Here is an 11,092-nt window from a genome sequence, read left to right on the forward strand (position 1 = left end):
CATCTCGCCAACGTCGGAGGCGATCCTGGCCGCCTTCAGCGTGCGGCCGTGGCCGAACATGCCGAGGCCTGGCACCAAGGTCAGGCGCGGCATCGGATCGAGCATGGTCCGCTTGACGTCGTCCAGTGCGTCATTGGTCTCGAAATAGGCGCGATAGTCCTTGGCGAAGGTCTCGACATGGCCGCGGACGACCGCCTTGTAGTCGCCGATCTTGTCGGCGTCCGGCGCCGGCACCGCCATCGGACCGGTCTTGATGCGGATCGAGAGATCCGGCGTCGAGACACCGCGCCCGGCATAGTCGGCGATGTCAGCCGAATTGATGAAATCGACGATCGCATCGGAGGTGCGGAAGTCGCTGATCATGCGATCGAAGCGGCCTTCGCCGCGCGCCACCGCCACCGCGCCGCGCAGCGCGGGCGCGATGTCGGCCGGCTTGGCAAGTCGAGCCGGCAGGGCCGCCTTTGCCGTCTTCGGCTTGCCGTTCTTCGCGACATACTCCTCGGCGACGGTCACATGGTGGATCATCCGGTCGTAGGCCTGTCTGGCATCGTCGCCGAAGGTGAAGATGCCGTGCTTGTCGAGGATTAGGCCCTCGACGCTGGGGTCGGCATCGAAAACGTCGCCCGCCGCCTTCGCCAGGTCGAAGCCCGGCATGATGTAGGGCACGTAGCCCATCTTTTCGCCGAACACTTTTCCAACCAGCGCCTTGCTGTCTTCCTGGTCGACAATGGCGAGGACGGCGGTCGAATGCGTGTGGTCTACGAAAGTTGAGTCCTACGTTGCTTCGGGCGTCAAGGAAGGGGCACGGATCGCGTCAGGCGGCAACCGTCCTCAGGCGGAAGAACTCGCCCGCGGCTGGTATTTCGAGCCGACCGTCATGATCGACGCCAAGAACGATATGTCCTTCATGCGCGATGAGCTTTTCGGACCGGTCGTTGGTGTCATGCCCTTTTCCTCGGAAGAAGACATGATCGAACTCGCCAACGACACACGCTACGGCCTCGCGTCCGGGATCTGGACCCAGAATATCGACCGGGCGATGCGCTTCGCCAACCGGATCGATGCGGGTACCGTTTGGATCAACACCTACCGGTCAGCAGCCTACATGTCCGCAAATGGCGGCTTCAAGGAAAGTGGTTACGGCAGGCGTGGCGGTTTCGACGTCATGCGCGAGTTCTCCAGGGCAAAAAATGTCGTCATCGACTATTCCGGCGCCATGCAGGATCCCTTTGTCATTCGACTGCGCTGACCGTCAGAAACACTGGGACAAACCATCCAAGGGAGATTGAAATGAAATTTGCCGTCTCATTGGGCATGGAGCGTTTCTCGCCAGAAACCTCGATGACGGCCGTAATGGACAATCTGCTGCAACTTGCCAAAATCGCAGACGCCGGCGGGTTTGAGACGATCTGGACGCCGGAGCACCACATAATCGAGTGCACGATATCACCCAATCCGTTTCAGATCCTCACGTGGCTATCCCAGCATACGAGCCGTATCCGCCTGGGAACGGCAACGCTTGCCGCCGCCTATTGGAATCCAATCCGTCTCGCTGGCGAAGCCGCACTGTGCGATCACCTTACGAACGGGCGCCTGGAATTCGGCATCGCCCGCGGCGCCTATCAGTACGAGTTCGACCGAATGGCGCCGGGCGTCCAGCAGCAGGAGGGCGTCGGCTACATGAAGGAACTGGTGCCAGCGGTCCAGAAGCTTTGGGCCGGTGACTATGCGCATGAGGGCCAGTACTGGAATTTTCCGCGAGCGACCTCGGTGCCGAAGCCGCTGCAGAAGGGGGGTCCTCGCATCTGGGTCGCCGCCCGCGATCCTGGCACCTTCGACTGGGCGATCGGCATCGGCGCCAACATCCTCTCCACGCCGCTCTCGCTTCCGGCGGCGGAAATCGGCGTGCTCGCCAGCAAGTTCAACAAGGCGGTCGCCGATCATCCCGAGGTGAAACGCCCAAAATTCATGATGCAGCGGCGCACTTGTGTCTACGACAGGGCCGACGACTGGCATCTCGCCGTCGAGCACAGCATGAACTATGGTCGCTATTTCGAAAACCTCATGCAGAACATTGGCACCGTGAAGAACGGTTTCCCGGAGGCCGTGCCCTTCGAAAGCGTTAAGGGCCGCGACAACTACAACCCGGAAAATATCCGCAAGAACCTGATGTTCGGAACGCCCGACGAAGTGATCGAGAAGCTGCTCGACTACGAAGCAGCTGGCGTCGATCAATATTGTCTCGGCCTCAGCTTCAATCTGCCCTTCGAACTGCAGAAGAAGACGCTTAGCCTGTTCACAGACGAGGTCATGCCCTTCTTTGCGCAACGCGAGCGCGAAACCCAGCAACTGGCCGCGGCAGGGTATTAGGATGACTGATACGCAGCGTCATACGGTCGGAGATGTGGTCCTGAACTATAGGGTTGACGGCAATGGGCCAGAGCCGCTGGTGCTCATCCACGGTGTCGGTTCCTACCTTGAAGCCTGGAGCGGAGTCGTCGAGCGGCTGAAGCATCGGTTCACCATCCTGACGTTCGACCTTCGGGGTCACGGAAACTCGTCGCGCGTCAAAGGCCGCTACGAGATCGACGATTTCGTTGCCGAAACACTTGCGTTGGCGGACAGTGTCGGTTTCGACCGTTTCCATCTGGCCGGTTTTTCGCTTGGCGGGTTGATCGCACAGCGGTTGGCACTGACGCATCTTCCGCGCATTCAGCGCCTGGTTCTCCTTTCGACGGTCGCGGGACGCACGCCCGAGGAGCGGGAGCGCGTTCTCGCCCGCCTCGCCGCTCTTCGCAGCGGCGAACCGGGATCGCACTATGACGCATCCCTGTCGCGTTGGCTGACTGAGGATTTCCAGAAGAAGAATCCCGATCTGATCGCAACGCTTAGGCAGCGAAATTCTCAGAACGATCCGGACTGTTATGCTTCTGCCTACCGGGTTCTCGCCGAGACCGACTTCGGCGGTTTTCTCGACCAGATTCGCTGCCCGACGTTGATTGCAACCGGCGAGGAGGATGCAGGCTCCAATCCGCGCATGGCAAGATATATGCACGAGCGTATCCCTGGCTCCGAGCTCCGCGTCCTTCCGGGGCTGCGGCATTCAATCCTGACGGAAGCACCCGATCTCGTCGCATCGATGATGGCGGACTTTTTGACCGTGCCGGAGACCGTGAAATGATCGTTGAAGAGCGTATCTATCGCATAAGATCGGGCAAAACCTCCGAATATTTGAAGCTTGTGCGCGAGGAGGGGCTGGCAATCCAGGAACCGATTCTCGGCGGACTGATCGGCTATTTCGTCACCGAGGTCGGGCCGCTGAACCAGGTGGTCCATCTGTGGCGATATGCCGATTTCGCCGATCGCGTCGCGCGCCGGCGCACGTTGTCGGAAGATTCGCGCTGGCGGGCCTTCATTCCGAAACTGACGGCGCTGATCGAAAGCGCGGAAAACCGTATCCTTCTTCCGACCGATTTTTCACCACTCCAATAGAAGAAGGGAAACGCAAGGCAAACCCTGAAGCCAACCGGCGCACGGTGGAGTTGCACTGCAGTAAATGCACCTCGGTTTGGAGGAAGTGTAGCAGCAAAAATCCTCCGTGTTCGCGGAAGACGATCTAGCTGACATGCCCCTTAATTGATCCTCGTCAAGAAATTGCGGGTCGGGAACATCCGTATCGTTGAAACATGGGAGCCATTGGTGACAGAGCGATTGAGAGTAGAGAATCTGTATAAGATTTTCGCCCCTTCACCCACCAGAGCCATGACGCTGCTCGCCACCGGCGCGGATAAGGCGCGCGTCCTTGCGGAGACCGACGCCGTCGTCGGTCTGAATAACGTCTCGCTTTCCGTTCCCTCAGGCGCGATCTACATGGTCATGGGCCTTTCGGGGTCCGGCAAATCGACGCTGGCGCGTTGCATCAACAGGCTGAACGAACCAACGGCAGGCAAGATCCTGCTCGACGATATCGACATCGTGCCACTATGCGAGGACGCGCTTCGCGAATTGCGGCGCACGCGCATCTCCATGGTCTTCCAGCATTTTGCCTTGTTGCCAAACAAATCGGTGATCGAAAATGCCGAATTCGGCCTGAAGTTGCGTGGCGTTTCCGCCGCGCAGCGACGCAAGCGCGCTGAAGAGGTGCTGGCGATCGTCGGTCTCGCCAAATGGGCCTATCATCGCCCGCATGAACTCTCCGGCGGCATGCGCCAGCGTGTCGGCTTGGCGCGGGCGCTGGCGACCGATGCCGACGTCCTCATAATGGACGAAGCCTTCAGCGCCCTTGACCCGCTGATCAGGACCGAGATGCAGGATGAGTTGCTGCGGCTGCAGCACACGCTGAAGAAGACCATCCTCTTCATCACTCATGACTTCCAGGAGGCGCTGAAACTCGGAACGCGCATCGCCATTATGTCCGAAGGCGAATTGGTGCGCGAGGGAACACCGCAATCGATCGTGCTCGAACCAGGCAGCGATTATGTCGCCGCCTTCACGCGCGAAGTCGACCGGTCGCGATTGTTTGACGCACGGTCGGTGATGCGCACCGGTTCGACGGTGTCAGGCGTTGGTTCGGCGCGGATCGTCGGCGACGCCGAGCATCCCGAGGCCATGAGTTTTGCCATCGACGCGTCGAACCGCATCGTCGGCTGTCTCGACGCTGCGGCCCTGCAACAGGTAAAGGCTGGCAAGCCGGTCGATGCCCTTTTGACGCGTGATTTCGTCGCGGTGGGCGGCACCACCAAGCTCGTGGATGTCGCTGGCTTGTATCAGAGCGGCAAGGCAATGGCGGTCATTGACGAGGACGGCTGCTTCCTCGGCATGCTTGAACCCGAACATATCCTTGCACGGATCGCCTCGGCGGCGAGATCGACAGCGCCTGCTTCGATGGGAGGCCACAATGCTTGATGCCGATGATCTAGCCATCTTTCCGGTGGACCAGTGGATTGCAGACGCCGTCCAATGGGTCGCGCTCCACCTCCGTCCACTGTTTCTTGCAATCAAGTGGCCGGTCGAAAACCTGTTGTCGTTCAACGATTACATACTGCACGAAATTCCGTTTCCGATCTTCGTCGTTCTGGTGTTCTTGACCGCCTATCGGCTTGCCAGCATCGGCATCGCGGTGTTCAGCGCCATCTCACTTGTCGTGATCGCAGCCATCGGTGTCTGGACCGAGGCCATGACAACGCTTTCGCTGATTACCACGGCCATCGTGTTTTGCACCGCCATCGGCGTGCCGACCGGCATCTGGTGTGCTCGTAACGACAAGGTCTGGAGCGTGGTGCGGCCGGTGCTCGACATTATGCAGACCACACCGACGTTCGTTTACCTCGTGCCGGTCGTCATGCTGTTCGGCGTGGGCACAGTGCCGGGCGAAGTGGCGGTCGTAACAGCAGCTGCACCGCCGCTAATCCGCTTCACCAATCTGGGTATTCGCATGGTAGAGCAGGAAATGGTCGAAGCAGGTCTCGCCTTCGGCGCCGATAAGCGGCAGCTTCTGTGGGAAATACAGCTGCCGTTGGCTATCCCCACCATTCTCGGAGGACTGAACCAGACCGTGCTGACTGCGATGGTGATGTCCGTAGTCGTCGCCATGATCGGCGCGGAAGGCCTTGGCCTCGTGGTTCTCCAAGGTCTCGGACGTCTCGATGTCGGTCGCGCCGCCGTCGGTGGCATCGCCATCGTCCTGCTCGCCATGATGCTTGATCGGATCACCCAGCAGCTTGCCCAGCCGACCGACCGCAAGCGCAGGTCGGTGCTGCGCTACCTTTTCAATCTTTTCAAGGGTGAGCGATCGCAGGAGGCCATCGCAACATCCGCAGCGAACCGCACGCATTGAGCGGAATCGCTCCGGCGGCAACCACCACCGGAATGACAACAGACACCGGCGGCTCGTTCCGCCGGCCAGGAATTCACTTGCCTATCCCTTGCAGCGCCCGCGTTACAGCCGAACCTCGAACTCAGTGAAGTCCAAAGAAAAATCCAGAAGGAGAACATCGATGAAGCACAGCCTGAAAACCTTTTCCCTTTTTGTCACCGGCATGGTGCTGGCGGCCTCTCTAGGTCAAACTGCTTTCGCCGAAGACCTACCTGGGAGCGGCAAGACGGTGCGGTACGCCCAGTCCGACAGCCTAGGCGCCAATTATGTCGTTGCCCAGATCGGCATGGCGGCGATGAAGGAACTCGGTTACGACGTCAAGCTTAGCACGCTCAACACCACCTTGTTCTTCCAGGCGGCAGCCCAGGGCGATCTCGATATCGCGACCGATATAAACTTCCCGCAGCGCGAGCCGGGCTATAAGAAGGTCGAGGCGCAGGCCGAGGTGGTCGGCGGCGGCCTAATTCAAGGCGGCGGCATTAATGGCTATCTGATCGACAAGAAGACCGCCGACGCAAACAACATTACCACGCTCGACCAGATGAAGGATCCGAAGATCGCAGCTCTTTTCGGCACGACCGGTAAAGCCGACCTCATCAATTGCGATCCGGGCTGGAGTTGCGGCGATGTCGTTGACTTCCAGCTTGAGAAATTCGGACTCAAGGGCAATGTCAATTCGGTCCGCGGCAAATACGAGGCGCTGATGGTCGAGGCCGTCGCCCGTGTTAAGCGCGGCGAGCCGGTATTCTTCTATGCCTGGAGCCCCTCGTGGATGAACAAGGCTCTGGTGCCCGGCAAAGATGTCGTTTGGTTGCCGACGCCCTTCGATGCCTTGCCAGAAAAGGTCCCGAACAAGGGCTCTGCCTTGGTGCCAGGCGTCAGCGGGTGCGCTGGCGGCGCCGATCCGTGCCGCATGGCCATGGCAGCATGGAACTGGAACGCGGTCGCCAACCGGGAGTTCATTGCGGCCAATCCGGCAGTCAAGAAGCTCGTAGAGCAGATGTCGTTCCCGTTGGCCGACTGGTCGACCTGGGAACAAACGATCAGCGAAAAGGGCGGCAGCGACAACAACATCAAAAAGCTGGCGCATGAATGGATCGAAACCCATCAGGAACAGTTCAATGCCTGGGTTGACCGTGCCAAAATTGCAAGCTGATCACAATTCGCTGAAGTAGCCGCGCCAGGCCGACCCGACGCCGGGGATTGACGACGCAACGAAGCTCCGGTGGCGCAAGCCGCCGGGGCAATTCGATTTTGCCATTACTGCGGTGCTTTCGCTACTGAGTCCCTTCGAGCCAAGGTAGGTAGCTGGGGAGCCTCAACAGGTTTGCACCGCATTCGGACGAGTACCGTCTCGCCTTCATGGTGATCAAAGCCTACCGCAAGCCCTAGAATGCGGAGCAGCCCGAACAGGTCGGCGAAGGTTTCGAACTGCTGGACAACCGGTCGCTTGCCTCCATTTCCGGCTGGTGGCTCGCGAAACGACGCGCCGCGCTCGGCGTCACCGACGATGTCCTGGAGCGCCTGAAGGCACGGCTCCCACGATCGAAGCACTACGCGCTGGGCGCGGAACCCGGCCACGCCGTGCTCGTCGAACCGTGGCGCGTGCTGCTCCCGGCGCAGACCGTCGACGCCGCCTTTGAAGGCGTCTGATGGTCGCGTCGCGAGAAACCCTTCAGGACCTCGCAGCCGAGCGCGAGCCTCGAAGCTGCCAATCCGCTTCTGGCCCAAGACAGCCGCGCTCGCACCCTTATGGTCAACACGGGTTCATCGACCCCTTTTGTAGGATGAAAGAGACACCGGGTGCATGGAATACTAGTCCTCCTCCTGGTCGTTAGGTTCGCCAGACCATACGAGAGAATACGAAGGATATGGGTTGGCGAACCAGCCGCTAACGTATTGATTTTGTGTAGAAGACGACGACCCTCCGGGCCCACCATTGTTGTTACAAGGCATAGTTTTCCGCTCCGCGTCGCGTGCGGTGGACACTCACGCCGCGGCGGTCTTGCGGATCGACATGCCGCTCGATCAGCCCCTTTGTTTCCAGATCACGCAGCACCGGCGACACATTGGTGCGCTGCAGGCCGGTCGCGCCGGCGATCTGGCTGGGCGTGGCCGAGGCGTGCAGGACGAGGTGGCGCATCGCCATGACCTCCGACTGCGACAGCTGCACGGCGCGCTCGTCCGCGCGGTCGATGGCCCGAGCCGGCGGGCTGCATGACCTTGGCGTGCATGTGCTGCTCGCCGGTGCCTTCCTGCCGATCGCCGATTTCTTCATCGTCAACGTGGCGCTGCCGACGATCCAGGCCTCGCCCAAGGCGCCGGCGGCGCTCGATTTCGGCCACTGCTTGAGGGTTCGGCCTTCCTTGTTAGCCTGCGCCGGCCTTCCAGCATGTCGCGCATCGTGTCCAGCAGGGGTTATTCAAGGGAGTAATAAGGCCGCCCCTGACAATGAAATTAGACGGGCTTGCTATTTCCGGGAACAGTACGCGCACGAGATCGCGGCCCGGATGCAAGACTTCGGCAACGAGGAACTTGCGGAAGGGCTTCCTTCCATCCGCAGTGCCGCGCCAGAGCGCAGACAGAGGTTGGAAAATGGTCGCCCCCCGGCTAACGCTTGATCGCCTGTTCAACGACACCGACGCCCCTGTCCAGCCCGGGTCGAGCAATAGCGATGCCGTCAATCCCACCCGTCGCGCCTTTTTGGCTGGCGGCTGCCTTTGCCTTGCCTGCAGCTTTGCGGGGCCTGTGCTCGCTGATGCGCCCATGGCGAAAAGCCGGGCGCCCGGTTTCTATCGCCTGACGGTCGGCGACTTCGAGGTGACGGCGCTGTCCGACGGCACCAATATGCTGCCCGCCACGAAGTTGCTGCGAGGCGACCCGGCGCGGATCGAAGACGCTTTGAAGCGCGACTACCTCGGCGACGTCGTGGAGACCTCGCACAATTCCTTCCTCGTGAACACCGGAGCCAAGCTGGTCCTGATCGACGCCGGTGCGGGCTCGCTGCTGGGAGCAACTACGGGCCAGCTGGTGGGCAATCTGCGCGCGTCGGGGTATCGACCAGAGCAGGTAGACGAGCTTTACCTCACGCATCTGCACACGGATCATGTCGGTGGTCTTATGGCCGGCAACGATCGGGTCTTTCCCAATGCAATCGTGCGTGTCGACAAACGGGACACGGACTTCTGGCTTAGCGAGGCAAGCCTGCGCGCTGCTCCGGCAGAGGCGAGGCGGTTTTTTGAAGCCGCGGTCGCATCGATCACGCCCTATATGCGAGCCGGCAAGCTCGCCGTCTTCGAAGGCGACACCGACCTCGTGCCCGGCGTGCGCGCCCAGGCAGCCTACGGGCACACTCCCGGGCACACCATGTACGTGGTCGAGAGCGGGTGCGAGAAGGTCGTGCTGTGGGGCGACGTCGTGCATGTCGCTGCCGTGCAATTCAAAGATCCCTCCGTCACCATCGGGTACGATGGGGACGCTTCGGAGGCCGAAAACGTGCACAGGCTGGCTTTCGCGGATGCGGCAAAGAACGGCTACATCGTCGGCGGCGCGCACATATCGTTTCCCGGCCTGGGTCGCGTGCGCCACGACGCCGAGAATGTCTACACCTATGTGCCCTTGAACTACGGCTAGACGTTTGCCGGGAGCACAGTCGCGCGTAAGTCGTTCCGCTTCGCAAGGCAGGCTACACCTGCCCAGCGGAGGCTTCTTTTCCACTCGGCGGGACACCCAAGGGTGATCCGCAAACGTCTGCTACCAGTGCCCGAAACCATTGGTGGGCGGGGTGGGTGTGCAGTCGTTCGTGCCAGATCAGCTTGTAGAGCAGTTTCTCCGTCTCGAACGGCAGGTCTCGCACCACCAACCGGGGCTCATCAGTGACGGCGCGCCAGGGCCCGCTGAAAAAGCCAAGCGGCACGCAGGTGAGAAGGTCACTGCGCGAGACGATCCTCAGCGCGTCGGAAAAATGATTGACCACGGCAGCGATCGTCCTTGTGCGCCCCGTCAGGCTGAGCCAGCCATCCACCAATCCCAGCCCCAGGCCTGATGGGGTCACCAGAACATGCGCCGCAGCGGTGAACTGGTCCAGGGTCAGGCCCTGGGCCAGATCGTGCCCGCTGCGCATGACGCAGACATAGCGATCCGTCCGCAGACTTTGCACATGCACTTCTCTCGGCAGCGAGGCAAACATGCCTACCGCGCAGTCGAGCGTGCCGCGATCGATTGCGTCCAGCGAGGCCTCATGGGTATGGATGGCGAAAGAAACGCGGGCGCGTGGGGACGCTGCCTGTAACCTCAGTGCGATCGCGCTGACCGCTTCCATCGCCAGACTGTCTGTGATCGCGATCCGGAAACTGGTCGCGCCCGATGCGGGATCGAAGTCGTCGGGCGCGAAGGAGGCACGGATTGCCGTAAGCGAACGATGAAGTTCAGGCCACATCGCGACCATGCGTGAAGTAGGTTCGACCCCGGACGCGGTCTTGAGAAAGAGCTGGTCCTTGGTCAGCTTGCGGGCGCGCCGCAGGGCATTGCTGACCGCAGGTTGACTCATCGCCAGGCTCGAGGCCGCGCGCGTTACATTTCTTTCCAGCATGATGGCTCCAAGGACTGCGATCAGGTTCAGATCGAGGCGCACGTTATTCACCTGGGAAATGATGCTCGTGTCTAAATCTAAATTGGACGCGCCGAACCGGACAGGCAATCCTGTTTCGAACGAGCAGCCGAACACATGCGAGTGAATACGTGAACCTCGCAGCCGGTGGTAAAAGCTCCGTACAAAACAGAGGACACGTCATGAATGATCTCGCTTTCGCGGACGTATTGCCGAAGCTCACCGGCAAGATCAGCGCCGAGCGCATCCGATTGATGCGAACGCCGCGGCCGTCGAAGGAATTGATCGACGGCTTCAAGCGGATCGGCGACGCCACGAGCGTCATTTCGGATATTATGGATGAGCTTGGCATCACCGGTGTCGTCGGCGCATCGACGCTGAAGCCGACCTTGCCCTCGGCTTCGATTGTCGGTCCGGCGCTCACGGTGCGCAACATCCTGCAGCGCGAGCATGTCTACGAGACGGCGAGAAACCACGTCAATCGCATGGCGGAGTTCGAAGCTCACAACCTGGCGCTGCCGGGCGACGTGATCGTCATAGACGGCGTCGCCGGCGTTTCCAACATGGGCGGGATTTCGGCCCAGACGGGAAAGAGGCAGGGGGAAGCC

At 60.8% G+C, this 11,092-nt stretch carries 10 protein-coding genes and 3 pseudogenes; 10 read left to right on the forward strand and 3 right to left on the reverse strand.

Features of this window, described 5'->3' with window-relative positions; translation table 11 throughout:
- A pseudogene (locus tag EN742_RS10865) lies at positions 1–765 on the reverse strand (class II aldolase/adducin family protein); the annotation flags it as partial.
- Here EN742_RS10865 and EN742_RS10870 point away from each other — a divergent pair.
- From EN742_RS10870 to proX, 7 genes and pseudogenes are all read left to right on the forward strand, one after another.
- A pseudogene (locus tag EN742_RS10870) lies at positions 764–1,249 on the forward strand (aldehyde dehydrogenase family protein); the annotation flags it as partial. The pseudogenes EN742_RS10865 and EN742_RS10870 sit on opposite strands and share 2 nt — an antisense overlap.
- A gap of 41 nt (positions 1,250–1,290) precedes the next feature.
- Complete coding sequence (locus tag EN742_RS10875; RefSeq protein WP_128332796.1) at positions 1,291–2,370, forward strand: LLM class flavin-dependent oxidoreductase; 1,080 nt, start codon at positions 1,291–1,293, stop codon at positions 2,368–2,370.
- Position 2,371: 1 nt separating this feature from the next.
- Complete coding sequence (locus EN742_RS10880; protein ID WP_128332797.1) at positions 2,372–3,181, forward strand: alpha/beta fold hydrolase; 810 nt, start codon at positions 2,372–2,374, stop codon at positions 3,179–3,181.
- A complete protein-coding gene (locus EN742_RS10885; protein ID WP_126088176.1) occupies positions 3,178–3,492 on the forward strand; it encodes an NIPSNAP family protein in 315 nt (104 codons plus the stop codon). The genes EN742_RS10880 and EN742_RS10885 overlap by 4 nt, the downstream gene beginning before the upstream one ends.
- A 270-nt stretch (positions 3,493–3,762) precedes the next feature.
- Positions 3,763–4,905, forward strand: coding sequence for a glycine betaine/L-proline ABC transporter ATP-binding protein (locus tag EN742_RS10890; protein ID WP_128332798.1), 1,143 nt, complete (start codon positions 3,763–3,765; stop codon positions 4,903–4,905).
- Complete coding sequence (locus EN742_RS10895; protein WP_095781398.1) at positions 4,898–5,836, forward strand: proline/glycine betaine ABC transporter permease; 939 nt, start codon at positions 4,898–4,900, stop codon at positions 5,834–5,836. Before EN742_RS10890 ends, EN742_RS10895 begins: the two co-directional genes overlap by 8 nt.
- A 160-nt stretch (positions 5,837–5,996) precedes the next feature.
- A complete protein-coding gene (proX, locus tag EN742_RS10900; protein ID WP_128332799.1) occupies positions 5,997–7,031 on the forward strand; it encodes a glycine betaine/L-proline ABC transporter substrate-binding protein ProX in 1,035 nt (344 codons plus the stop codon).
- Positions 7,032–7,820: 789 nt separating this feature from the next.
- Here proX and EN742_RS39280 read toward each other — a convergent pair.
- Positions 7,821–8,018: a MarR family transcriptional regulator gene (locus tag EN742_RS39280; RefSeq protein ID WP_245455421.1), complete on the reverse strand. Its 198-nt coding sequence runs from the start codon at positions 8,016–8,018 to the stop codon at positions 7,821–7,823.
- A gap of 4 nt (positions 8,019–8,022) precedes the next feature.
- Here EN742_RS39280 and EN742_RS39285 point away from each other — a divergent pair, with 4 nt between their 5' ends.
- Positions 8,023–8,496: a hypothetical protein gene (locus EN742_RS39285; RefSeq protein ID WP_245455422.1), complete on the forward strand. Its 474-nt coding sequence runs from the start codon at positions 8,023–8,025 to the stop codon at positions 8,494–8,496.
- Positions 8,471–9,508: an MBL fold metallo-hydrolase gene (locus EN742_RS10915; RefSeq protein WP_127405836.1), complete on the forward strand. Its 1,038-nt coding sequence runs from the start codon at positions 8,471–8,473 to the stop codon at positions 9,506–9,508. The genes EN742_RS39285 and EN742_RS10915 overlap by 26 nt, the downstream gene beginning before the upstream one ends.
- Positions 9,509–9,560: 52 nt before the next feature.
- Here EN742_RS10915 and EN742_RS10920 read toward each other — a convergent pair whose 3' ends face one another.
- A complete protein-coding gene (locus tag EN742_RS10920) occupies positions 9,561–10,508 on the reverse strand; it encodes a LysR family transcriptional regulator (RefSeq protein WP_245492292.1) in 948 nt (315 codons plus the stop codon).
- A gap of 158 nt (positions 10,509–10,666) precedes the next feature.
- On the opposite strand from EN742_RS10920, the pseudogene EN742_RS10925 reads away from it, so the two are divergent.
- Positions 10,667–11,092, forward strand: a pseudogene (locus EN742_RS10925) (RraA family protein); the annotation flags it as partial.

It is taken from the genome of Mesorhizobium sp. M4A.F.Ca.ET.020.02.1.1, from assembly GCF_004022645.1.
Taxonomy (GTDB): Bacteria; Pseudomonadota; Alphaproteobacteria; order Rhizobiales; family Rhizobiaceae; genus Mesorhizobium.

Coding starts and splice junctions, on each gene's coding strand:
- EN742_RS10890 (WP_128332798.1), top strand. CDS start 3,763: ATGACGCTGCTCGCCACCGGCGCGGATAAGGCGCGCGTCCTTGCGGAG.
- EN742_RS10880 (WP_128332797.1), top strand. CDS start 2,372: ATGACTGATACGCAGCGTCATACGGTCGGAGATGTGGTCCTGAACTAT.
- proX (WP_128332799.1), top strand. CDS start 5,997: ATGAAGCACAGCCTGAAAACCTTTTCCCTTTTTGTCACCGGCATGGTG.
- EN742_RS10915 (WP_127405836.1), top strand. CDS start 8,471: ATGGTCGCCCCCCGGCTAACGCTTGATCGCCTGTTCAACGACACCGAC.
- EN742_RS10875 (WP_128332796.1), top strand. CDS start 1,291: ATGAAATTTGCCGTCTCATTGGGCATGGAGCGTTTCTCGCCAGAAACC.
- EN742_RS10895 (WP_095781398.1), top strand. CDS start 4,898: ATGCTTGATGCCGATGATCTAGCCATCTTTCCGGTGGACCAGTGGATT.
- EN742_RS10885 (WP_126088176.1), top strand. CDS start 3,178: ATGATCGTTGAAGAGCGTATCTATCGCATAAGATCGGGCAAAACCTCC.
- EN742_RS39285 (WP_245455422.1), top strand. CDS start 8,023: ATGACCTCCGACTGCGACAGCTGCACGGCGCGCTCGTCCGCGCGGTCG.
- EN742_RS39280 (WP_245455421.1), bottom strand. CDS start 8,018: ATGCGCCACCTCGTCCTGCACGCCTCGGCCACGCCCAGCCAGATCGCC.